The following is a 22,176-nucleotide window of genomic DNA, read 5'->3' on the forward strand; positions in this document are numbered from 1 at the left end:
CGCTTCGCGGAGTAACACTTGACCTAGTCAACGAATCTGTTGAGGTGGTCAAATGAATCGATCCGCGGACCGGGTGGCGACCGTCCGGGCCTTCAACCGCCTGTACACCGGCGTGATCGGCGTCCTCGACGAAGGACCGGCCGACGCCGAGTACTCCCTGAGCGAAGCCAGGGTCATCTTCGAACTCGCTCAGCAGGATTCGACCCAGGTCACCGACCTGCGCAAACGTCTCGACCTCGACGCCGGATACGCGAGCAGGCTGCTCGCGAGACTCGAAGGGCGCGGTCTCCTCACCCGCGAACGCAGTGACGAGGACGCCCGCCGTCAGATCGTCCGGCTGACCGAGGACGGTCGCAAGGCCTTCGCCGTCCTCGACCAACGGTCGGTGGGCAGGATCGGCTCGCTGCTCGGCAAGTTCGGTGAAGACGAGCAGGAGCGGTTGCTCGGCGCCATGGACACGATCACCTCGCTGGTCGGCGAGCGCGCCTCGAATCCCACGCTGGTCCTGCGCCCGCCCCGTCCGGGCGACTTCGGCTGGGTCGTCCATCGCCACGGTGCCCTCTACTCCCGCGAGTACGGCTGGGACGAACGCTTCGAAGCACTCGTCGCCCGTGTCGTCGCCGAGTACGTCGACCGGCGCGGAGACCCGCGCCAAGCGGGCTGGATCGCCGAACTCGACGGCGAGCGCGTCGGCAGCATCTTCTGCATGCCCGCCGAAGACGGCACCACCGCGAAACTGCGGATGCTGCTCCTGGAACCGGCCGCGCGGGGACGGGGCGTAGGGAAACGCCTGGTCGCCGAATGCGTCGAGTTCGCGAGGGCATCCGGCTACACGGCGATGGAGCTCTGGACGGTCTCGCTGCTGGACGCGGCGCGGGCGATCTATCGGAAGGCCGGCTTCCAGCTGGTGAGCGAAGAGACGATCACGGGCTTCGGTTACGAGCTGACCGGGCAGACCTGGCGGCTGGAGCTGTGAGGTGTTCGTCGTCTACTGCCCCACCTGCGACCGGCGAGCCGTGGTCGGGGTCGCCTCGATCGATTTCGTCGACGACCTGGCGCCGGGCATGATCTCCGTTTCCGGTCGCTGCCCGGACGGCCACTACGCCGTCCTCCTGACCGGGAAGGCCTTCGCGCCCCATGAGTCGTGCGGCAGCGGGAACCGCACGACCGGCTCTTCCGCTACTGATGTCGATTTGCCGCGGGCTCGTTCGTCTAGGGACCATCGATTCCCAGGGAGGACACCATGCCCCACTACATCGGATTCATCCGTTCCACGACGGACTCGCACGACCACCTCGGCCCCGATGAGGCGCAACGCGTGCTCGAGAGCTATCTGGCCTGGGCGGACGAACGCACCAAGGAGGGCAGCTTCGTCGGTGGCGGCGGGCTGTCGAGGAGCGGCCGGGTGCTGCGCGCTTCCGGCGGCGAGGTGGGCGCGACCGACGGGCCGCACACCGAGGCCACCGAGATCGTCGGCGGCTATCAGGTGATCGAGGCCGCGGACCTCGATCAGGCGGAGAAGATCTTCGCGACGCATCCGCATCTGGCGTTCGGGCCGATCGAGGTGCGCAAGGTCGGCGAACGCGGTTGCGAGGACTGATGCCGAAGTTCGTGGGTCTGATGACCTTCCCGCAGAATTCCGAGCCCGTCGGTGAACGCCCGGCCGAGAACGGTATCGAGCGGTACTTCGCCTGGCAGGAGGAGTTGCGATCGTCCGGCAAGCTGGTCGCGGCCGCCGGGCTGGACCCGGAATCGCGGGTGGTGCGCGGCGGGACGATCACCGGCGGACCGTTCACCGAAGCCAGTGAGATCGTCGCCGGGTATCTCGTGGTCGAAGCCGCTGATCTCGACGAAGCGGCGAAGCTGTTCGAGACGCATCCGATCGCGGTGGACGGTGTCGGGATGTTCGTGGTCAGCGAGATCGCGCTCGAGCTCGACACTCCACGTGAAGAACACCTGAGCCGCTTCGGGCTGTCATGAGCCGCCCGGCCGGCGTGGTGGAGCATCTGTTCCGGCACAGTGCCGGGCGGATCGTCGCCACGCTGGCCAGGGCGCTCGGCCCCGAACGGCTGGACCTGGCCGAGGAGGCCGTCGCCGATGCGCTGGAACAGGCGCTGCGCACCTGGCCGCAGTGCGGGGTGCCGGACAACCCGCAGGGCTGGTTGTTCCGCGCCGCACGGAACCGGGCGATGGACGTCGTCCGGCGCGAGCAGACGTTGCGCGCCCTGCTGCCCCGGCTCGTGGAGCTCGACGGTCACGAAACCGGCCGTCGGGCGGATGACGAACTCGTGTTGATGCTGCTGTGCTGCCATCCCGCGCTGCCGACGGTCTCGCAGGTGGCGCTGACGTTGAAGACCGTCGGCGGGCTCGGCGTGAACGAGATCGCGGCGGCCCTGCTGACGAAACCGGCGACGGTGGCGCAGCGGCTCGTGCGGGCGAAGAAGTGGTTGCGGGAGTCGGGGAAGCCGCTCTCCCTGCCGGGGCCGGACGCGCTTGAGTCCAGAGTGGACAGTGTGCTGGCCGTGCTCTACCTGCTCTTCAACGAAGGTTACGACGCGACGACCGGCGAGGTCGCGGTGCGCGGCGAGCTGTGCGGGGAGGCGATCCGGCTGGGGCGGCTGCTGCTGGCCGAGCCGAAGACGGATTTGCCGAGGGTGCGGGCGCTGGTCGCGCTGATGCTGTTGCAGGGGAGCAGGCTGCCCGCGCGGGTCGACCGGGAGGGTGACCTGCTGCTGCTCGACGAGCAGGACCGGGACCGCTGGGACCACGCGATGATCGCCGAGGGGACGCGGCTGTTCGAGCGGGCGTGCACCGGGCCGGAGATGTCGGCGTACCACGTCGAGGCGGCGATCGCGCTGTGCCACAGCACCGCTTCGCCACCGGACTGGCGCCGGATCGTCGGCCTGTACGACGATCTGCTGGCGCTGCGGCCGTCACCGGTGGCCCGGCTGAACCGCGCGATCGCGCTTTCGATGGTGGATGGCGCCGTCGCCGGGATCGCCGAACTCGAAGCGATCGAGGCCGACCTGCCGGACTACACCCTGCTGCCCGCCGTCCTCGGCGCCCTGTGGCTGCGGGCCGGCGACCCGGCGCGAGCCGCGGAGCACTACCGGCGAGCGCTCGCGCTGCCCTGCTCGGAACCGCAACGCCGCTTCCTCACCCGACGCCTGACGGCCTGCGCGGCAGCTCTCTGACCAGGACTTTTCCTTGCTCCGCGCGTACCCCACCCCCCACCACTCCCAGGGGGGCGCGCCCCGCACCAGCGTATCGGGAGGGGGTGTCGCGGGGCGGGGTCCGGAGGGATTCGGGGGCGAGTTGTCCACAACGGCGGGTGGGTGTGGACAACTCGGTGCAGGGGCCGCGGGCAGCGGCGGACGGGATGCGAAGGCTTCCGAAAGCGGAGGCAGCGACGTCGAAGACATCCGCAGTTCACGCGGGCAGGGTTTTCTGGAGGAGTGAACTGGACGGCGTACGTCGACGGCTACTGCGAACGCCTCACCCCCGGCCTCTGGGGCGAGCCGCTCAACAGCCTCAGCAATCTCGCGTTCCTGATCGCGGCGATCGCGGTCTGGCGGCAGCCGAAGGGCCGTGTCTTCGCCGTCCTCATCGGGCTGGTGTTCCTCGGCAGCACGGCCTTCCACCTGCTCGCCACCCGCTGGTCCGCGGCCGCGGACACCGGCTTCATCCTGGTGTTCGTCCTGTACTACGCCGCCGTGTTCCCGCATCTGTTCTTCGGCGTCCGCCGCGCACTGTCGTGGCTCGGCATCCCCGTGTTCCTCGCCTTCACCGCCGCCGTCGCGTCGCTGGGCGGCGGACTGTACCTCTCGGCGTTGATCGGGCTCGTGATCTTCGCGGTCGTTCTCAGGGGTGAACACCGCCGCAGGTTCGCCCTCGCCGCGGGCGTTTTCGGAGTGTCCCTTTCGTTTCGCACGGCCGACCACACGGTCTGCGGGAACTTCCCCGCCGGAACGCACTTCCTGTGGCACCTGCTGAACGGGCTCGTCCTCTACCTGGCATCGACCGCGGCCGTGAAAAGGGCCGCGTCCCGGCAGGACGCGGCCCCTTCGATCAGCGGTGACTAGTGGACGCCGATTTCGCGGAGATCCTTGTCGTGCTCGTCGGCGTGGTAGTCCTCGGCCTCGGTGTCGTCCGTGCCGTTGAAGACCTTCAACTGCCGAGCGATCACCGTGAAGATCACGGCGATCAGCAGGTTCGCGATCAGCGCCACGAAACCGACGTAGATCTGCACCGGCGAACCGCTGAACGGGTGCCAGCCGAAGATCGACAGATCGCCGAGCTTCAGCGCCGAGCCACCGAAGTGCGCCTTACCGGTCGCCGGGTTGGGGATGTTGTAGAGCATGACCAGGCCCCAGCCGATGCCGACCACCCAGCCGGCGATCAGGCCCCACCGGTGGAACCACCGCGTGTAGAGCGAGATCGCGACCGCGGGCAGCGTCTGCAGGATCAGCACGCCGCCGATGAGCTGCAGGTCGATCGAGAACTGCGGGTCGATGAACAGGATGAACGCCACCGCGCCGAACTTCACGATCAGCGAAGCGAGCTTGGCCTGCTTCGCTTCCTCACCCGGCGTCGCGTTCTTCTTGATGTACTCCTTGTAGATGTTGCGGGTCCACAGGTTGGCCGCCGCGATCGACATGATCGCCGCGGGCACCAGCGCGCCGATGCCGATCGCGGCGAACGCGATCCCGGCGAACCACGACGAGAACTGCGTGTCGAACAGCACCGGGACGACGGTGTTCGTGTCGGGCTTGCCGGTCGCGTTGTTGGTGATCGGCGAGACCGACGCGCTGATCGCGACGTAGCCGAGCAGCGCCAGCAGGCCCAGGACCAGCGAGTACGCCGGGAGCGCGACCATGTTCCGCTTGATCACGCTGCGGCCGCGCGAGGCGAGCACGCTGGTGAGCGAGTGCGGGTACAGGAACAGCGCGAGCGCCGAACCGAGCGCCAGCGTGGCGTACTGCAACTGGTTGTTGGCGTTGAGCAGGATGCCGTCCGCCTGCGACGGCGTCTTGTCGAACTTCGCGTCGGCCGCGTCGAAGATCGCCGACCAGCCGCCGAGCTTCGAGGGCAGGTAGATGATCGCCACGATGATCACGAGGTAGATCAGGATGTCCTTGACGAACGCGATCAGCGCGGGCGCGCGAAGACCCGACTGGTAGGTGTAGACCGCCAGGATGATGAAGGCGACCAGCAGCGGCAGGTGGCCGACGATGCCGGAGCCGTTGATGCCCATCGTCCGCAGCACCGCTTCGAGGCCGACGAGCTGCAGCGCGATGTACGGCATCGTCGCGATGATGCCGGTGATCGCGATCAGCAGCGCCAGCGTCGGCGAGCCGAACCGGCCGCGGACGAAGTCGGCGGGCGTGACGTAGCCGCGGACGCGCGAGACCGACCACATGCGCAGCGCCGGCATCAACACGATCGGGTAGACGATGATCGTGTACGGCAGCGCGAACAGGCCCATCGCGCCGGCGCTGAACATCAGCGCGGGGACGGCGACGAACGTGTAGGCCGTGTAGAGGTCACCGCCGAGCAGGAACCAGGTGATCCACGAGCCGAACTTGCGGCCGCCGAGACCCCACTCGTCCAGGTGGTCGAGGGTGTTGCCGGCCTTCCAGCGCGACGCGACGAAGCCGAGCACGGTGACCACCGCGAAGAGGATCGTGAAGATGATCAGCTCTGGCCATTGGATGTTGGTCACTTGACGTCCCCCTCGTCGAGCTCGTCCACGGACAGCCGATCGGGACGCTCACTGGTCGGCTTGTCCTTGGTCATCACGTAGACGATCCAGGTGCACACGACACCGACCACCACGAACACGAATTGGAACCAGTAGAAGAACGGCATCCCGAACAGCCGGGGACCGTCCGAATTGAACAAGGACGTGATCAGCACCAGCAACGGGATGATCAACAGGAGGTTCCAGGGGCTGAACTGAAAACCCCTCACCTTCCCGTCTGCCTTACCTGACGCCATCGGACCTCACCTAACGTTCCCGTACCCCCGGATGGTCCCGATGACCCTAGAACCTCTCCCCCGCCCGGGTCACGCGTGCCCGATATCGATTTGATCAGCGACGCCCCATACGACGAAGGGCGGTTGCCGTCGGGGTCCCCGGCGGATATCAATAGCCGCAAGTCGCGAACAGGAACTTCGCACGCAAGATCAAAGGGGCATCGGATGAAGAAACTCCGCTATGCGGTGGTGATCCCGGCTGTCGCCGGCACCATGCTGGCCGGGTTCACGCCTGCGTTCGCAGGGCCGGAGGCTGCCGGGCAGCAGCCGCTGAACTCCACCAACATTCCGGCGAAGTACGCGGACCAGAAGCTGGACTGGCACAAGTGCACCGCCAGTGAGCTGCCGTCCGCGCCGCCTCCGGGGGCCGAGAACATCGAGTGTGCGACCTACCGCGCGCCGCGTAACTGGTACAAGACGAACGAGAACATCGATCTGACGATCGCCGTCAGCCGCCTCGCCGCCACCAGCGGCAAGGCGACGGCCAGCGTCATCACGAACCCGGGTGGCCCCGGCGCTCCGGGCCGTAACTTCCCGGCCCGTCTGCGTAACCAGACGAAGCTGCGCGTGAACCAGGAGATCATCGGTCTCGACCCGCGCGGCACCGGCAAGAGCACGAACATCACCTGCGGCAACGCGATCGGCACCGGCTCGGACCTCGACCCGCGCGACCGCAGCCGGGCGAACCTCAACCTGATCCTGGACGCCACCAAGTACGCGGCGGACTCCTGCCAGGTGAAGTCCGGCGAGCTGGGCCCGCTCATCAACACCGCGCAGACCATCCGCGACATCGACCTGCTGCGTGTCCTGCTGGGCCGCGACAAGATCAACTGGGTCGGCTACTCGGCGGGCACCTGGATGGGCGCGCACTACGCGCAGCAGTTCCCCACCCGGACCGGGCGCTTCCTGCTCGACTCCGCGACCGAGTTCACCACCACCTGGCAGAACTCGTTCGACTGGCAGCCGCTCGGCTTCGAGCGCCGCTGGCGTCAGGACTTCCTGCCGTGGATCGGCAAGTACGACAAGGTCTACGGCTTCGGCAAGACCGGTGAAGCCGCGCGCCAGACCTACGAGAAGGTCCGCTTCGCGCTGACCCAGAACCCCGTCGAGGTGGACGGCGTCCCGGTCTCGGCCAACGCCCTCGACTCGACCATCGCGTCGTACCTCTACAGCAAGCGCAACTTCACGGCACTCGCCGACTACCTGGTCAACCTGAAGACGCTGACCGAGGGCTCCTCGACGCAGCAGCAGAAGGCCACGGCCGCGCAGAAGGTCAAGGCGGAGACGGTGGACGGTGACGGCGTCATCGGCCCGCAGCCGCTGTTCGTCCCGACCGACGGCGACTCCTACAACGCCAGCTTCTGGACCATCCCCTGCAACGAGGGCAAGTGGACCGGCAACCGGCAGAGCGTCATCCGCCAGTCGCAGAAGCTGATCGACCGTGATCTGCCGCTGCTCGGCGCGGGCTGGCTGATCCAGCCGTGCATCTTCTGGAAGAACAAGCCGGTCGACCTGCCGAAGCTCGACGGCCGCGGTGTCCCGCCGGTGCTGATCGTCCAGTCGGTGAACGACCCGGCGACCCCGCTCGAGGGCGCGACCCGTGCGCACCGCGCGTTCGCCGGCTCGCGGATGATCACCGTGACCGGTGAGGGTGACCACGGTATCTACGCCGGCGGCAACGCGGGTGTGGACAAGGTCGTGGAGGACTACCTCGTCGACGGCAAGGTGCCGAACGACCAGAGCCTCCCCGGACTCCCACTTCCGGTGCCCGCGGGCGCCTGAAGCCACTAGGGATTGTGGCCCCGTCGAGTTTCGGCTCGGCGGGGCCCTTTTCTTGGGGTTGTCCACGACCTGTGCACAGAGTTGTCCACAGGCTGGGGGTAACTCGGTGGGGTTGGTCGTGAGTGGCGATTCGGGTTAGGGCCAAGAGTGTCCTAAGTACCTACTGCAGGTGCACGGAATGGCGCTTTCGCGTGATCAGCTGGACGACACGCGTGATTGGATGGACGACACGCGTGATCCGGCGGACGGTTCGTGGCGTAGCCCCGGCCGCGGTCGTGTCGTCCATCCAGTCACGCGTGTCGTCCGCCCGATCACGTGACATCGCCGGTGCCGCACCCTGGCGAGTGGTAAGGACGGTAGAACCCGAATCGCCACTCACGACCAACCCGACCGGTATTAGTATTGGCGCCATGGTGCGAGTGCCGTTGACGGACGAGGAACGCGAACGCGGCGAGCGGCTGGGGCTGGCGCTCCGGGACGCGCGCGCGGCGTCGTCGCGGAGCATGGTCGAGGTCGCGGCCGAGGCCGGGATCTCGGTCGAGACGCTCCGGAAGATCGAGACCGGGCGGATCCCGACACCCGCCTTCTTCACGGTGATGGCGATCGCGGACGCCGTCGGGCTGCCGCTGGACGTGCTGCGAGCGGCAGCCGAGCACGGCACCTCACAGGTCGCCGAAGCGAGTTAGGGGCGCAGGGCGGCCAGGGTGTGTGCCCGGTCGTTCAGGTAGAGGAAGCCGTCGATCGGCAGGTCGAAGCTGTTCAGCAGGCTTTCCAGCGTGGCGTATTCGTCCACGCCCAGCCGCAGGTTCTCGTTCATCGCGTGCGCGACGAGGACATCGGCCAGTTCTTCCCACTCACCCGACCAGTGCAAGGTGCGGTAGAACGCCAGTACGTCCGGCGCGATCCGGCCGGAGATCTGGTCGAGCAGGCTGTCGCCGAAGAAGCTGATCCGGCCGGCGGCCAGGTCGGCGACGGTCGGGTTCGCAGGGTCGGCGGCGGTGTCGGGATTGCGGACCACACCGGGGCCTGCCACCGGATAACCCGTCTTGACGTTGCCGTTGTCCTCCACCAGCACGATCAGGTGCACGCCGTAGCGCTCGCCGGCGCAGCGCCAGCGGCCGTTGTGCAGTCTGACGCGGGGCTCGCTCGGATCGTTCGCGACGTCCTTGATGACCGCGATGATCTGCTCGTCGGTCCAGCCCGCGGGGAACTCGCTGGTCGCCCGCCGCCCCTTTCCCGGTGCGTGCCCGCCGCCCACTCGTGCTCCTTTCGTCGCATCGAGGGTAACCCGCGTTCGGAGTATTCGGATGAGCCGAAGGCGGGAACGGGTGACCTCAGGCGATCACGCTGAGCAAGACGGCACCGACGACGAGAACGTCGACTCCCCGCAGGGCCTGGAATCCGGCCGCTCCGCCGCTGACGTCGTAGTTCATCGGCGGCCGGGTCGCCGTCCGCGACGCGGCGACGACGGCGAGCGGGATCGCCAGCCACACCGGCCAGGCCGGGACCACGCCGAGCGTCAGCGTCACCAGGCCGAGCAGGAGCCCCCAGGCGAGGCCGAGCAGCGCGATCACCAGGCCGTTGACCAGCCGCAACTCCCAGTCGGACGCGCCGAGCCACCGCCTGCGGCCGGGGTTGCGCCACAGTTCGCCGAGCCCGCCGACGAACGGCACGAGCGCCGCGTACGCGCCGAGCGCGAACAGCGGCGCGACCGGGATGGCCGGAAAGGCCAGGTGCGCGACGCCGACCAGGCACGCGATCACCACACTGGCCGCCGCGTAGCGCATCCGGCCGAGCACCCCGGCCCACGCGAGCCGCAGCGTCGTCGGTCGCCGCAGCGACAACCACGGCACCGGCTTCGATTCCGGGATCAACAGCATGGGGTCCATGAAGACCGCGGCCATCGCCCGCAGGAGGCGCGCGTTCCAGCCGTCGACGAGTTCCTGACGCCCGGCCCCGGACATCGGCTCGCCACCGAAGGCCACCGCGACCGCCACCACGAACAACGCGACCGCCAGCACCTCGACGGCGATCGCGCCCCACCCCGCGACGGCGACCGCCAGGCCGGCCACGGCGAGCACGACCGGCGCGAGCGTTTCCCCGCGGATCGCCGTCCGCCGCGCGGTGACCGCCGCCAGGATCGCCCCGGACGCGGTCAGCGCCGACATCGCGATCCACACGTCCTTCGAGCCGCCGCCGATCGCGGTGACCAGCGCCCCGGTGTAACCGACCACCAGGACCAGGCCGAGCCAGAGCGTCCACATCCGCTTGACGACGACACGGCGCCGGTCGACGCGGGCGAAGTCCATCCATGTCAGCGCCGCCGGCTCGGCCCAGACGAAGCCTCGGCGCAGCAGGCCGCGCCAGAACATCGCGCACAGCACGATCAGCAGCCCGAACACCGCCGGGAAGTCCACAACGGACTGTCCAAAAAGGAAATCCCGGAGCTTCGGCAGGTTCTGGAAGGCGGTGAACAGTGCGCCGAAACCGAACAGTGCCAAGAAGGTCTGGTAGTCGCCGTTGAACAGGCCGCCGAATCGCTGTCGTCCGGGGACGTGCGTGGGCGCTTTCGTGGTCACCACAACTCAAGCGTGGAGTCGGCCGCTTCGAGCAGCGGGGGATGGTGCGTGGCCACGACGACGGCCGCCCCGGCCTCGGTCGACCGCTTGATCAACGACGTCAGCCACTCCTTCCCGGCGGCATCGAGCGCCCGCTCGGGCTCGTCGAGCAGCAGGACGTCGTGCGGCCGCGCCGTCGCACCGAGGAGCAACAGACGACGGCGTTGCCCGGCCGAGAACTTGCCCGCCGTGACCTTCGCGCGTTCCGATAGGCCCGCGTCCGCCAGAAGCGCGTCGAAATCGCCGAGATCGGTACCGAACGAGCCCTCCAGCAGTTCGAGATGCTGGAGCGGGGTCAGCTCGGCGAAGAAATCGGAATCGTCGAACAGCACGGAAACCTTGCGGCGGAAGGAAACATCGCGTTCGTCGGGCTTACCGCCCGCGACGACGACGCGGCCTCGCTGCGGGGTCTGCGTTCCGTACAGGCACCGGAGCAAGGTCGATTTCCCGACCCCGTTGGGGCCGACGATGACGGCACATTCGCCCGCCTCGACCTCGAAATCGAGTCCGTCGAACAGCCAGTGCTCCCCAGCCTGGACGCCGAGCCCGCGTACGTCGATCATTGGCCGCGCAACGACTCGATCACCGGTGCGAGCGCGTCCATGTTGTGCTCCAGCACGGTGAAATAGGTGAAACCGAATCGCTCGCGGTGGGCAAGGATCTGTTCGGCGATCTGCTCGTGGGTGCCGACGAGAGCCGTCGGAAGTTCGGCGAGCTGGTCGACGGTGAGGTTGCCTTCGAGCAGCTCTCGCAGGCTCTCCAAACCCTTTCGCCGGTCTTCGACCACGGCGACGAAATGCGAGAGGATATTGAATTCGGCAGCGCGGCCGTTCAGTTTTCCGCGGACGAAGTTCACTCGCTCTTCGATTCCGGCGGCGTCGTCGACGGCGAGCGCGCCGCCGTCGGGAACGGCCGCCGTGCCGGTGAATCCGATGATGTCGGCGTGTTCGGCGGCGAGGGTGAGCAGCCTGTCGCCGCGTCCGGCGATCATCAGCGGCGGGCCCGGTTTCTGCACCGTCGGCGGTTTGTGGTTTACGTCGGCATAGAGACGCTTGAGCTCTTTGATGGTGTTTTCGAGATGGTCGACGCGTTTTCCGGCGCGGGGGAACTCCATACCCGCCGCTTCGAATTCGGCTTTCACGTAACCGGCGCCCAGGCCGAGATCCAGCCTGCCCTCGGTGAACTGGTCCGTGCCGGTGACGTCGCGGGCCAGCAGCACCGGGTTGTAGAAGGCGGTGTTGATGACGAAGGTGTTGAGCCGGGGGCGGCTCGTCACTTCGGCGGCGAGCACGAGGGCCGGGAACGGCGGTGCCATGCCGAGATGGTCGGCCGCGCCGATCACGTCGAATCCGAGGTGCTCGGCCTTGCGGCACTTCCCGACCCACGCCGCACGGGTCTCCGGGACGACCATGTTGACGCCGAATTTGACCATGCGGCCACGGTACCGAGAGCGAAAGAAGAAGGCCTCATCCCCGGGAATGACTCCGGGGATGAGGCCCACTCCGACGTTCGGACGATCAGCCGAGACGCTGCTTGAGCGCCTCCAGCTCGTCACGCAGCGACGACGGGACCTTGTCGCCGATCTTCTCGAACCACTCCTCGATGAGCGGCAGTTCCTGGCGCCATTCTTCGGCGGAGACGTCGAGCGCGGCCTGGATGTCGGCCAGCGGCTCCTTGAGGCCGTCGGTGTCGAGGTCCTCGGCGTTCGGCACGAAACCGACCGGGGTCTCCTTCGCGTTGCCCTTGCCCTCGACGCGGTCGATGACCCACTTCAGGATCCGCGAGTTCTCGCCGAAGCCCGGCCACAGGAAGCGGCCGTCGTCGCCACGGCGGAACCAGTTGACGTAGAAGATCTTCGGCAGCTTGTCCGCGTCGGCGTTCTTGCCGAGGTCCAGCCAGTGCTTGAAGTAGTCACCGGCGTGGTAGCCGAGGAACGGCAGCATGGCCATCGGGTCGCGGCGCACGTTGCCGACCGCGCCGGCGGCGGCCGCGGTGGTCTCCGACGACATGGTGGCGCCCATGAACACACCGTGCTGCCAGTCGCGGGCCTCGTTCACCAGCGGGACCGTGGTCTTGCGGCGGCCGCCGAACAGGATCGCCGAGATCGGCACGCCCCGCGGGTCGTCCCACTCGGGCGCGAGGATCGGGCACTGCGACATCGGCGTGCAGTAGCGCGAGTTCGGGTGCGCGGCCTTCTCTTCCGACTCCGGCGTCCAGTCCTGCTTCTTCCAGGAGGTGGCGTGCGCGGGCTTCTCGCCCATGCCCTCCCACCAGACGTCGCCGTCGTCGGTGAGCGCGACGTTCGTGTAGACCGTGTTGCCCTTTTCGATGGTGCGCATCGCGTTGGGGTTGGTGTGCCAGTCGGTGCCCGGCGCGACGCCGAAGAAGCCGAACTCGGGGTTCACCGCGTACAGGCGGCCGTCCTCGCCGAACCGCATCCACGCGATGTCGTCACCGAGGGTCTCGGCACGCCAGCCGGGGATGGTCGGCTGCAGCATGGCGAGGTTGGTCTTGCCGCAGGCGCTCGGGAACGCCGCCGCGACGTAGTGGACCTTGTCCTCGGGCGAGATCAGCTTGAGGATCAGCATGTGCTCGGCCAGCCAGCCCTCGTCGCGGGCGATGACCGAGCCGATGCGCAGCGAGTAGCACTTCTTGCCCAGCAGCGAGTTGCCGCCGTAGCCGGAGCCGTAGCTCCAGATCTCACGGGTCTCGGGGAAGTGCGAGATGTACTTGGTGGTGTTGCACGGCCACGAGACGTCCTCCTGGCCCGGCTCCAGCGGCGCGCCGACGGAGTGCAGGGCGGGGACGAACTCGCGCTCGGTGCCGTCCTCGGTGACGAACTTGTCCAGCGCGGCCTTGCCGGCGCGGGTCATCACGCGCATGGAGGCGACGACGTAGGCGAAGTCGGTGATCTCGATGCCGAGCTTGGGGTCCTCGGCACCGAGGGGGCCCATGCAGAAGGGGATCACGTACATCGTGCGACCGCGCATGCATCCGCGGTACAGCTCGGTCATCGTGGCCTTCATCTCGGCCGGGTCCATCCAGTTGTTGGTGGGACCGGCGTCCTCTTCGTCCTGCGAACAGATGAAGGTGCGCTCTTCGACGCGGGCGACGTCATTCGGGTCGGAAGCGGCCCAGTACGAGTTGGGCTTCGCGTCGAGCTGCACGAACGTGCCGGCCGAGACCAGCTCGGCGTTGATCCGAGCGGCCTCTTCGTCGGACCCGTCGACCCACACCACGCGGTCCGGAGTGGTCAGTTCGGCGACCTCCCGGACCCAGGACAGCACGCCACTGTGCGTCGTCGGCGCATTTTCCAGTCCAGGGATGGCGACTGCGGTCATCTCTTCTCCTGACTTCCGACGGCAGAAGCCCACACCGGGAACGACGCTGTTCCGATGCGGGCTTCGATGCCGGCGACCGAATGGCTTCGCACACCGGCGGGAAAGCCGGTGTGCAGGTTTTGGGATTCCCCGAGAGTAGCCGGATGACCGGCAGGTAACCGAGAGCTGACCTGTCGGTTCTCTCACAAGAACGATAAGGGAATCGATTCAGTATCACCGGAATGGGCCATACGCAGAAATTCTTCCGGTGATCGACGGCACAAGCGCGAGGCGGGCGAAGGACGAATCGGACATGAGAAAGCCCGGTACAAGGTGCCGTACCGGGCTGTTCTGTGACCAGGATTACAGGAATTACCGCTTCGAATTGGCCTGGACCATTCTTGTATTGGTCCAGGCCATTTCAGGAATCAGTTGGGGCTGATCCACTGGCCGGTGGCGGAATCGATCTTCGCCACACCTTCGAGTGTTTCGGTGCCCGCGCCACCCCAGGCCGCGTCGCCCGCCGGGTCGCCTTCGGTCGCCGGGACGGTCGCGAAGGCCGCGCCGATGTCGTTGTTGACCACGCCGCTGCCGACCTCGGTCCACTGGCCGGGCCCGGTGTGCTCGTAGGTCTTGGAGTTGCCGGAGGCGTCGGTCTCGACCGCGATGTCGGCGCTGCCGTCGCCGTCCTTGTCGGTGAAGGCGATCGTGCGGCCGTCCTCCGTCTGGACGACGGCGGTGTCGGGGGTTCCGTCACCGTCGGTGTCGATGGTCGGCGGGCCGACCTCGACGTCGCCGCTGGGCATGTCGGCGTGCATGGTGCCGCTGGTGCCCGCGTCGGAACCGTCGTCGTTGCCGCCGCCACCCGCTTCGACCCAGGAGCCGGAGGCCTCGTCGTAGACGGCCTCCTGGACGACCTTGCCGTTCTCGTCGAGCACCGCGTACTGGTCGGCCTCGCCGTCGCCGTCGGTGTCGACGAACGCCTGGCCGGTGCCGTCCTGGTGCTGGATGACCGCGGCGTCGTTGACGCCGTCCTTGTCGAGGTCGTAGTTGAGCTCGGCCTGATACTCCTCGCCGTCAACGTGGACAGTGACCGCCTCCGTGGAGCCAGTCTCGGTGTCCGTGCCGCCGCTCTCGTCGACCCACATGGGATAACCCCCTCGTTGACCTGCTGGTGTGTCGAAGCTTATGACTCACCGTAGGCCGGTTCGGTTCCGGTCCACAACAGGACCACCCCGGTCAGGCGTCGCGTAGTGACCGGATGCGACCGAGCAGTGCCTCAGCGCGGTCTCGGCCGTCCGAGACGTCCTTCAGGCGCTTCGCCACCACTGAGATCTTCTTCGCCCGCTCCTGCGCGCCCATCTTGATCGTCTTGTCGACTTCCTTCAGCTCCGCCTCGATCGCGTCGATGCGGCGGCCGAGGGCTTCGTCGAGCGCCATCGACAGCTGCTGTTCGGCCTCGATCAGCTGCTCCGCGACGAGCTGGTCCAGCGTGGACCGCGCGTCGGCGATCGCCTCGACCAGCCATTGCTTCATATGCTGCTTGTCCGACGCGTGTTTGCGGGTCCGCGCCATCCACCAGCCGGCGCCGAGGCCGATGATGATCGTGGCGGGCAGGATCACCGGGTTCAGGATCGCGACCCCCGCCAGCGGCAGCGCGGCGACCTTGCCCGCGCCGAGGCCACCGGAAACCCCCATGAAGATGAGCAGTTTGTCCTCGGCGGTCGGCGGTTTCTTGTCCGGCGGGCGCAGCACGACCGGCGGGCCGCCCGCCCTGGCGAACTGGCCGCGGATGATCTCGAGCTCTTCGGGTGAGAACAGCTCCGAAAGCGCGACGTTGGTGACCTGGTTGAGCCGCTGCGAGAGCAGCATCGAGATCCGCTGCGACGTCGTCTGCAACGCGATGTCGACCTGCTGGGGCAACGCGGCGAGGGCGTCCCGTTTCGCGCCGTCGATCAGCTGCCGGAAATGCGTCGACGCGTCGCGCATCTGCCTGCTGGTCTCGTGTCCGACCTCGACGCGGGTCCGCTGGATCTCCGCGCGCAGTTTCAACTGCCAGCCCCGCGTCGAAGACCGGCGTTCGGTGGTCAGGTCGTCACGACGCTGGCGCAGCTGCTCGGCTTCGGCCTCACCGGCGGACAACGCGCGGCTTTCCGCCTGCAGCTTCGCCTTGAGCTCGCCGAGCGCGCTCGACAGCGCGCGCAGGGTGTTGGCCTCGCCCAGCATCGCCGAGCGGCCGACCAGCATCTCCTGCAACGCGCCCTGCAACCCGGCGATCCCGGCCTTCTCGCGCAGCATCGTGGCCATCTGCTCGTTCGGGGCCTTGGCCGCCGTCTCGAACATGCGCGCGGAAACCGGGTGGAACACCGCGTCGGCGAACCGGGGGGCGTGCTCGGCGAGCAGCCGCCGGTCGGCTTCGAGGACCTCGCGCCAGCCGCGGAACTGGTCGGTCTTGGTCAGCGCGAACAGCACGGTTTCGACGCGTTCGCCCATGTCATGCAGGAATTGCAGCTCCTGCGCGGTGAACGGCGAAGACGAGTCCACGACGAACAGCAGCGCGGTGGCGCCGGCGGCGGCCTCCTTCGCGAGTTCACCGTGCATCGAGTCGAGCCCGCCGACCCCGGGAGTATCCACAATGGACACTCGTTCGAGCAGCGGGACCGGGCCGGAGACCTCGACGTAACGCGGCGGGATCTGCCCTTCCGGCAGTTCGTGCGCGGCCGAAACCCAGTGGATCAGATCGTTGAGGTTGATCGGCACCGGCGCCAGCTGGCCCGGATAGCAGGCCTGCGCGGACCACTGCTCGGCGTGCTCGAAGACGAGATACGTCGCGGTGGCGACGTCGGCGTCCACAGGGGACAGTCCCGGCATGGACAGGAGGGCGTTCACGAGCGAGCTCTTGCCGCGGTTGGTCTCGCCGACCACCACGACCGACGGCTTCTTCGGCCGCGCCTTCCGGATGTCCTCGACCCACTTCGCGGCCTGAGGATCGGCTTCGCGGACGACGGTGAGCAGTTGTTCGCGCGTGCTCTTCACGACCGCCGGAAGATTCGCCGCAGCGCTCGGAGCGGTCACAGGGCCTTCTTCGCGTAGACGATGACGATCGGCGCGCGCAGGACCCGCTCGTGATCGGCGAAACCGACCACCTCGGTCTCCGCGACGAGCCCTTCGAGCGCCGGATCCTCGGTCGCGACCGCGCCGCCCGCCTCGTGCACGGCCGGATCGAACCGCTCACCGTCCGGGCGCAGGGCACGGACGCCGATCCCGGCGAGACCGTGTTCGAGCCGCTCGACGACGCCGCCGCTGCGGGCGCGATCGAGGGCGTACAGGCACAGCTGGATCAGCGCCTGCCTGTCGGCGAGAGCCTGTTCGAGGTCGGCCGGACCCGTGGTCGTGGACTCCACATCGGTGTTGGACGCGGCCTCGACGGCCTCGGTTCCCTCGGGCCGCGAAGTCTCTCCGTCCGCTTCGGCGATGATCGCCGCCGAGATCTGGCCGGTCGGCACGTCGTCCGGATTCACGTCATCGACCGCCTTCTTGCGCAGCCAGGCACCCACCCGAATCGACCCCCGTAACTGGTGTCCCGGGCCTACCGATCAGCCCGGGGAGATTTCACCAGTGTCGGGCACACGGCCGCCAGCCGGGGGCGAAATCGACAGAACGGGACGGAGGAATCTGGCGATCAGCTCCTTCATCACCGCGAGTTCCGCCGCCGGATCGAGGTCGGGCTCCAGAATCACGCGGGAAAGCGGCGCGTCGACCAAGGCGACGAGCCAGCTGGCCACCGTCTTCGGAGCGAAACCGGGATCGATCCGGCCCGCGTCCACCGCCCGCGTCACCAGTCCGACGAGACCGTCGCGCAGTGCGCGGTCGTTGCCCTGGATGAGCCTGGCCAGATCGGCGTCGCGGGAACACTGCGCCGCGACCTCGAGGACGAGCTTGGCGATGACAGGGTGCAGGAGCTGTTCCGATACGTGGGTGATGACCTGGAGGATGGCTTCCCCCGGATCCTCGATCTGTTCGGCGGCCGCGAGCAGGGCCGCGGTCTCGTCGGCGTCCTGCTCGAAGATGCCGACGAACACCGCGCGCTTGTTCGGGAAGTAGTGGAAGAGGCTGCCGGTGCTGATCCCCGCGGCGCGGCAGATCTCCGCCGTCGTCGTCTTCTCGAAGCCCTTCATCGCGAAGCAGCCCGCGGCGGCGTCGAGGATGGCTCGGCGTTTCGCCTCGTGCTTGGCCGGGTCGACCGTCCTCATTTCACCGCCGGCGGCTCGTCAAGCCACGGGTAGCCGTGGTCGAGGAAGGCCTTGGCGACGGTCTTGCGATCGACGTCGCCCTTCTGCCGCACCAGTTCCCGGCCGTCGGCGGCGAGCAGGACCAGCTCCTTGCCGTCGAGGAAGACGGCCTCCAGCTGTGCTTCGTACGCGCGGCTGCGGCCCTTGGTGGTCAGCGTGATGCGGGTCGGGGTCACCTTGACGATCAGCCGCTCGTGCGCCCAGACCGCGGCGAAGAGCAGGCCTGCGACGAGGCCGACGCCGATCCCGGTGACCGTGCCCCACGGCTGCGGGATCTCCGAGACGAGCTTGAAGGGGCCCTTGAACGGGACCCAGCTCAGGGAAGCCACCCAGCCCGAGATCGAGTGGAGGAACCAGCCGAGCGCGGCCCCGGCCAGCGGGCAGCCGAACCAGGAGGCCGTGCGCAGCCACTGGGGCTCGTCGACGATCGTTTCCATGCGCCCATTATTAGACCGAGCGCTCGGTTTATCAATCCGGCCCGCATTTAGTCCTCTGGATGCGGTAGTTGCGCGTGCAAGGACCGCATCCAGAGGACGAAATGCGGGAGGTCAGTCGCGGATCTGCTGCCAGATGAGGAAGTACGCCCGGTGCACGACGTGCGCGACGCGGCTCTGGGCGGGCGTCGCGCCGAAGGACGCGAAGGAGCGCCACCAGCCGGCACGCTCCAGAGCGTGGGCCGCCAGCTCGGCGCGCGGAGCACCCGGCTTGCCGAGCTGGGCGCCGATGTCGGCGTTGCTGCCGACCCGCAGGACCTCCTCGGACAGATCCTCGGGCATGTCGACGGCGCCGGACGCGACCAGCGTGAGCGCTTCGAGCAGCCGCAGCTGGTGTGCCTCGGGCTTGGCGAGCAGGACCTCGATCGCGTCGTGGACGCGCTGCCGTTCGGCCGGGTCGCCGGACGCGTGGGCCAGCGCGGTGACCGAAGCCAGCGCGGCGGCCGCCTTGATGCCGTCGGCGCGGGCGGCGAAGACGATGCTCAGCCGCTGGCGGACCGCTTCGAGACCGGAGGCGTCGAGCAGCTTCCGGCGAAGCGAGCCCGCGGTGATCTCGGGTTCCTTGCGGATCGCCTCGACGGCGTACCGGACGCCGAACAGGTCCAGCTTCTCCAGCAGCCGCAGCCGGGTGCCCGCCGCGACGTCGCATTCCCAGCTGGTGAAGATATCCGCCGAGATCAGCATGGTCTCGAGGATGTCGTCGTCCATCTCGGCCAGCTGGCGCAGTGCTTCGGCGTCGGGCGAGGTGAACCCGCCGGACTCGGCCGACTCCGCGATCAGCCCGATCACCGGCAGCACGTCCGCGACGCGGGGCTTCAGCGTCGCGGCCTGCTTCTCCGAGAGCAGCGTCGCGGCCTTCCACACGTCGCCGCCCGAGCCTTCGACCGACTCGGGCGCGATGGTGTCCGCCTTGTTGAGCACCGCGATCGCGTTGACCGGGCCCGCCTCGCGGCTCGCGGTCGCGGCGGTGAACGCGGCGAGCGCCTGCTGGTCGTCGGCTCGCACGCCCTGGGTGACCACGTAGAGCACGGCCTCGGCGCCCGCGACGGCGTTGCGCGAGGTGTCGTCCAGCTCGTCGGAGCCTTCTTCCTCCTCGCCGTCGTCGGGCTTACGGTGCTTCGCCGCGCCCAGGAGCTCCTCGGTCCGCGACACCGAAGCGGCGTCGAGCGAGCCGAGGCCCGGGGTGTCGATGACGGTCATGCCCTGCAGGACCGCGTTGGTGAGGTACGCCTCGATATGCGAGACCTTGTCGATGTCGATGCCCAGCTCGGCCGGGATCATCCCGTCGGCGGAGAAGGGCAGCACCTGTTTGCGGCCGTCGTTGAAGACGATCTCGACCCGGTCGACCGTGCCGTACTGGAACCTGGTCACCAGCCGGGTGCACTCGCCGACGTCGGTCGGCGCGACCCGGCGCCCGATCAGGGCGTTGACCAGGGTGGACTTCCCCGATTTGATCCGGCCCGCGACGGCGACCTGCAGCGGGCCGCCCAAGCGCCGCAGCACCTCGGCGAAACCGGCCGCGGTCCGCGCGGACACCTGGGGCTGGAGGCGGTGGCAGAGGTTCGCCACCGACATCGACAGCGGGCCGGCGAGACGGCCCTGCTCCGTCGCTGAGGTCACGGTGCCCACCCCTCCCAGTCGTCGAGCACACCGAGGGGAATCGTGCCATGCCGCTCATCCTCGGGTCGCACCGAAGGTGGTACCGGCGACCGACGCGCGAGCGGCACCGGCCGACATAGTGTTACCAGGTGCGACGGTTGAGCCTCTGGATGCGTGCCCACCCCATGGCGGGGGACAGTCTCATCGCCGTCGTCCTGCTGCTGACCGACCTGCTGATCTACGTGGCGGCGACCGAAACGCCGGAAGTCCCGATGCCGCCCTGGTACGTGACGGTGCCGCTGGACATGGCGATGGTCGCCCCGCTGGTCTTCCGGCGGAAGGCGACGCTGTGGTCGGCGTATCTGGTGCTGCTGATCGGCATCCCGCACGGCGCGCTGGAGCTGGGCGCCGCCAGCGCGTTCGCGGTGATGATCAGCATCTACTCGGTGCTGGTCTACGTCGGGCGCAAACAAGGACTGCTGTATCTGGCGGCGACGCTGGTCACCTCGGGGATCCAGCTGTGGGTCGACCCGCCGGAGGACGTGTGGGTGCTGGCGATCATCGGCGTCTTCTCCAGCGCACTGTGCTGGACGCTCGGCGAGTTCGCCGGCGCGAGGCGCGCCTATCACGAGGAGGTGGAAGCCAGGTTGCATCTACTTGAGACGGAACGGGACCAGGCGACCAGGATCGCCGTCGGCGAAGAACGCGGACGCATCGCCCGTGAGCTGCACGACGTCGTCGCGCACGCGGTGAGCGTGATGGTCGTGCAGGCCGACGGCGCGTCCTACGCGGTCGACGGGAATCCCGAGATGGCGAAACGGGCCTTGCAGACGATTTCGGAGACCGGCCGCGGCGCGCTCGCCGAGCTGCGGCGGCTGCTGGACGTGCTTCGCAGCGACGGCGACGACGAGCCGCGCGTGCCGCAGCCGGACGCCAGCGCGCTGACCGACCTGGCGGACCGGATCCGCCAGGCGGGGGTGCCGGTGACGCTGGCGATCGGTTCGGACGCGCTCGCCGGGCTGCCCGCCGGGGTGTCCCTCGGCGTGTACCGGATCGTGCAGGAGTCGCTGACGAACACGCTGAAACACGCGGGCCAGGGCGCGCAGGCCGAGGTGGTGGTGCGGCGGGAGGCGGACGTGATCGACGTCAAGGTCACCGACGACGGCGCCGGCCGCGCGAAACAGCTGGTGCCCGCGGCGGCGAAGCACGCCGCGCCGCCGCGAAAACTCGCCGTCCCCGGTGGGAACGGATTGATCGGAATGAGGGAACGGGCGAACGTCTTCGGCGGCACGCTGGAGGTCGGGCCCGCCCCCGGTGGAGGGTGGCAGGTGCACGCGAGGCTCCCGGTTAGGTTGGCGACGTGATACGGGTGGTGGTCGTCGACGACCAGGAATTGATGCGCGTCGGGTTCCGGATGGTCCTGGGCGCGCAGGCCGACATCGATGTCGTCGGCGAGGCGGGTGACGGCGCGCAGGCCATCCGCCTGGCGGAGGAACTGCGGCCCGACGTCGTGCTGATGGACGTCCGGATGCCGGTGCTGGACGGGGTCGAGGCGACGAAGCGGATCGTCGAGGCCGGGACGGCGCGGGTGCTCGTGATGACGACGTTCGACCTGGACGAGTACGTCTATTCGGCGTTGCAGGGCGGGGCGAGCGGGTTCCTGTTGAAGGACACGCAGCCGGATCACCTGGTGTCGGCACTGCGGGCGGTCGCTTCGGGCGACGCCGTGGTCTCGCCGTCGGTGACGAGGCGACTGCTCGATCGGTTCGTCGGCGGCGGCGGGAAGCCCCTGCGGGACGCGGCCGAGCTCGACGTCCTCACCGACCGGGAGCGGGAGGTGCTCGTGCTGATCGCGAAGGGCCTCTCGAACTTGGAGATCGCCGAGACGCTGTTCCTGTCGGAGGCGACGGTGAAGACGCACGTCGGGCGGATCCTGTCGAAGCTGGATCTGCGTGACCGGGTGCAAGCCGTGGTGCTCGCCTACGAGACCGGGCTGGCACGTCCCGGGGTCACCTGAGAAGTCCTCCGGAAAAGT

Annotated in this window: 22 protein-coding genes; 9 read left to right on the top strand and 13 right to left on the bottom strand. The window is 68.4% G+C overall.

Annotated features, from left to right (window positions below; all coding sequences use genetic code 11):
• The first annotated feature begins 52 nt into the window (after positions 1–52).
• The 5 genes from LCL61_RS13895 to LCL61_RS13915 all read left to right on the top strand — a co-directional run bounded on the left by LCL61_RS13895 (position 53) and on the right by LCL61_RS13915 (position 4,082).
• Entirely contained in the window at positions 53–976 is a 924-nt protein-coding gene (locus tag LCL61_RS13895; RefSeq protein ID WP_340687204.1) for a helix-turn-helix domain-containing GNAT family N-acetyltransferase, read from the top strand.
• 267 nt (positions 977–1,243) lie between these two features.
• On the top strand, positions 1,244–1,600 hold the full coding sequence (locus tag LCL61_RS13900; protein ID WP_340687205.1) for a YciI family protein: 357 nt from the start codon (positions 1,244–1,246) through the stop codon (positions 1,598–1,600).
• A complete protein-coding gene (locus LCL61_RS13905; RefSeq protein WP_340687206.1) occupies positions 1,600–1,980 on the top strand; it encodes a YciI family protein in 381 nt (126 codons plus the stop codon). Before LCL61_RS13900 ends, LCL61_RS13905 begins: the two co-directional genes overlap by 1 nt.
• Positions 1,977–3,194: an RNA polymerase sigma factor gene (locus LCL61_RS13910; protein ID WP_340687207.1), complete on the top strand. Its 1,218-nt coding sequence runs from the start codon at positions 1,977–1,979 to the stop codon at positions 3,192–3,194. Before LCL61_RS13905 ends, LCL61_RS13910 begins: the two co-directional genes overlap by 4 nt.
• Before the next feature lie 261 nt (positions 3,195–3,455).
• The gene (locus LCL61_RS13915) at positions 3,456–4,082 is read left to right on the top strand and encodes a hypothetical protein (RefSeq protein ID WP_340687208.1); all 627 of its coding nucleotides are present in this window, start codon (positions 3,456–3,458) and stop codon (positions 4,080–4,082) included.
• On the opposite strand, the gene mctP is transcribed toward LCL61_RS13915, so the two are convergent.
• Positions 4,079–5,722 (bottom strand): monocarboxylate uptake permease MctP, encoded by a 1,644-nt coding sequence (gene mctP, locus LCL61_RS13920; protein ID WP_340687209.1) that lies wholly within the window; start codon positions 5,720–5,722, stop codon positions 4,079–4,081. The two genes, LCL61_RS13915 and mctP, sit on opposite strands and share 4 nt — an antisense overlap.
• The gene (locus tag LCL61_RS13925) at positions 5,719–5,997 is read right to left on the bottom strand and encodes a DUF3311 domain-containing protein (protein WP_340687210.1); all 279 of its coding nucleotides are present in this window, start codon (positions 5,995–5,997) and stop codon (positions 5,719–5,721) included. Before LCL61_RS13925 ends, mctP begins: the two co-directional genes overlap by 4 nt.
• A gap of 204 nt (positions 5,998–6,201) precedes the next feature.
• Here LCL61_RS13925 and LCL61_RS13930 point away from each other — a divergent pair, with 204 nt between their 5' ends.
• The gene (locus tag LCL61_RS13930; RefSeq protein ID WP_340687211.1) at positions 6,202–7,818 is read left to right on the top strand and encodes an alpha/beta hydrolase; all 1,617 of its coding nucleotides are present in this window, start codon (positions 6,202–6,204) and stop codon (positions 7,816–7,818) included.
• A gap of 410 nt (positions 7,819–8,228) precedes the next feature.
• On the top strand, positions 8,229–8,504 hold the full coding sequence (locus LCL61_RS13935; RefSeq protein WP_340687212.1) for a helix-turn-helix transcriptional regulator: 276 nt from the start codon (positions 8,229–8,231) through the stop codon (positions 8,502–8,504).
• On the opposite strand, the gene LCL61_RS13940 is transcribed toward LCL61_RS13935, so the two are convergent.
• From LCL61_RS13940 to LCL61_RS13990, 11 genes are all read right to left on the bottom strand, one after another.
• Positions 8,501–9,076: an EndoU domain-containing protein gene (locus LCL61_RS13940; RefSeq protein ID WP_340687213.1), complete on the bottom strand. Its 576-nt coding sequence runs from the start codon at positions 9,074–9,076 to the stop codon at positions 8,501–8,503. The genes LCL61_RS13935 and LCL61_RS13940 overlap by 4 nt on opposite strands.
• Before the next feature lie 76 nt (positions 9,077–9,152).
• On the bottom strand, positions 9,153–10,400 hold the full coding sequence (locus tag LCL61_RS13945; RefSeq protein ID WP_340687214.1) for a DUF6297 family protein: 1,248 nt from the start codon (positions 10,398–10,400) through the stop codon (positions 9,153–9,155).
• The gene (locus tag LCL61_RS13950) at positions 10,394–10,999 is read right to left on the bottom strand and encodes an ABC transporter ATP-binding protein (protein ID WP_340687215.1); all 606 of its coding nucleotides are present in this window, start codon (positions 10,997–10,999) and stop codon (positions 10,394–10,396) included. Before LCL61_RS13950 ends, LCL61_RS13945 begins: the two co-directional genes overlap by 7 nt.
• Complete coding sequence (locus LCL61_RS13955) at positions 10,996–11,868, bottom strand: LLM class F420-dependent oxidoreductase (RefSeq protein ID WP_340687216.1); 873 nt, start codon at positions 11,866–11,868, stop codon at positions 10,996–10,998. Before LCL61_RS13955 ends, LCL61_RS13950 begins: the two co-directional genes overlap by 4 nt.
• Positions 11,869–11,953: 85 nt before the next feature.
• Positions 11,954–13,777, bottom strand: coding sequence for a phosphoenolpyruvate carboxykinase (GTP) (locus LCL61_RS13960; protein WP_340687217.1), 1,824 nt, complete (start codon positions 13,775–13,777; stop codon positions 11,954–11,956).
• Positions 13,778–14,184: 407 nt separating this feature from the next.
• Positions 14,185–14,904, bottom strand: a complete 720-nt coding sequence (locus LCL61_RS13965) for a DUF6802 family protein (RefSeq protein ID WP_340687218.1) — start codon at positions 14,902–14,904, stop codon at positions 14,185–14,187.
• Positions 14,905–14,995: 91 nt separating this feature from the next.
• Complete coding sequence (locus LCL61_RS13970) at positions 14,996–16,831, bottom strand: dynamin family protein (protein ID WP_340687219.1); 1,836 nt, start codon at positions 16,829–16,831, stop codon at positions 14,996–14,998.
• Entirely contained in the window at positions 16,828–17,313 is a 486-nt protein-coding gene (grpE, locus tag LCL61_RS13975; RefSeq protein ID WP_340687220.1) for a nucleotide exchange factor GrpE, read from the bottom strand. Before grpE ends, LCL61_RS13970 begins: the two co-directional genes overlap by 4 nt.
• 39 nt (positions 17,314–17,352) lie before the next feature.
• A complete protein-coding gene (locus LCL61_RS13980; RefSeq protein WP_340687221.1) occupies positions 17,353–18,009 on the bottom strand; it encodes a TetR/AcrR family transcriptional regulator in 657 nt (218 codons plus the stop codon).
• Positions 18,006–18,485, bottom strand: a complete 480-nt coding sequence (locus tag LCL61_RS13985; protein WP_340687222.1) for a YqeB family protein — start codon at positions 18,483–18,485, stop codon at positions 18,006–18,008. The genes LCL61_RS13980 and LCL61_RS13985 overlap by 4 nt, the downstream gene beginning before the upstream one ends.
• A gap of 111 nt (positions 18,486–18,596) precedes the next feature.
• Complete coding sequence (locus LCL61_RS13990) at positions 18,597–20,117, bottom strand: dynamin family protein (protein ID WP_340688578.1); 1,521 nt, start codon at positions 20,115–20,117, stop codon at positions 18,597–18,599.
• Between the two features lie 209 nt (positions 20,118–20,326).
• On the opposite strand from LCL61_RS13990, the gene LCL61_RS13995 reads away from it, so the two are divergent.
• Entirely contained in the window at positions 20,327–21,505 is a 1,179-nt protein-coding gene (locus LCL61_RS13995; RefSeq protein ID WP_340688579.1) for a sensor histidine kinase, read from the top strand.
• Positions 21,502–22,158 carry a response regulator transcription factor gene (locus tag LCL61_RS14000; RefSeq protein WP_340687223.1) on the top strand — a complete coding sequence of 219 codons (657 nt, stop codon included), beginning with the start codon at positions 21,502–21,504 and terminating at the stop codon, positions 22,156–22,158. The genes LCL61_RS13995 and LCL61_RS14000 overlap by 4 nt, the downstream gene beginning before the upstream one ends.
• Positions 22,159–22,176 lie beyond the last annotated feature (18 nt).

Source organism: Amycolatopsis coloradensis, assembly GCF_037997115.1.
In the GTDB taxonomy this organism is placed as follows: domain Bacteria; phylum Actinomycetota; class Actinomycetes; order Mycobacteriales; family Pseudonocardiaceae; genus Amycolatopsis; species Amycolatopsis coloradensis_A.

Coding starts and splice junctions, on each gene's coding strand:
- LCL61_RS13930 (WP_340687211.1), top strand. CDS start 6,202: ATGAAGAAACTCCGCTATGCGGTGGTGATCCCGGCTGTCGCCGGCACC.
- LCL61_RS13905 (WP_340687206.1), top strand. CDS start 1,600: ATGCCGAAGTTCGTGGGTCTGATGACCTTCCCGCAGAATTCCGAGCCC.
- LCL61_RS13925 (WP_340687210.1), bottom strand. CDS start 5,997: ATGGCGTCAGGTAAGGCAGACGGGAAGGTGAGGGGTTTTCAGTTCAGC.
- LCL61_RS13895 (WP_340687204.1), top strand. CDS start 53: ATGAATCGATCCGCGGACCGGGTGGCGACCGTCCGGGCCTTCAACCGC.
- LCL61_RS13960 (WP_340687217.1), bottom strand. CDS start 13,777: ATGACCGCAGTCGCCATCCCTGGACTGGAAAATGCGCCGACGACGCAC.
- LCL61_RS13950 (WP_340687215.1), bottom strand. CDS start 10,999: ATGATCGACGTACGCGGGCTCGGCGTCCAGGCTGGGGAGCACTGGCTG.
- LCL61_RS13995 (WP_340688579.1), top strand. CDS start 20,327: ATGGCGGGGGACAGTCTCATCGCCGTCGTCCTGCTGCTGACCGACCTG.
- LCL61_RS13900 (WP_340687205.1), top strand. CDS start 1,244: ATGCCCCACTACATCGGATTCATCCGTTCCACGACGGACTCGCACGAC.
- LCL61_RS13955 (WP_340687216.1), bottom strand. CDS start 11,868: ATGGTCAAATTCGGCGTCAACATGGTCGTCCCGGAGACCCGTGCGGCG.
- LCL61_RS13910 (WP_340687207.1), top strand. CDS start 1,977: ATGAGCCGCCCGGCCGGCGTGGTGGAGCATCTGTTCCGGCACAGTGCC.
- LCL61_RS13985 (WP_340687222.1), bottom strand. CDS start 18,485: ATGGAAACGATCGTCGACGAGCCCCAGTGGCTGCGCACGGCCTCCTGG.
- LCL61_RS13980 (WP_340687221.1), bottom strand. CDS start 18,009: ATGAGGACGGTCGACCCGGCCAAGCACGAGGCGAAACGCCGAGCCATC.
- LCL61_RS13965 (WP_340687218.1), bottom strand. CDS start 14,904: ATGTGGGTCGACGAGAGCGGCGGCACGGACACCGAGACTGGCTCCACG.
- LCL61_RS13935 (WP_340687212.1), top strand. CDS start 8,229: ATGGTGCGAGTGCCGTTGACGGACGAGGAACGCGAACGCGGCGAGCGG.
- LCL61_RS13990 (WP_340688578.1), bottom strand. CDS start 20,117: ATGTCGGTGGCGAACCTCTGCCACCGCCTCCAGCCCCAGGTGTCCGCG.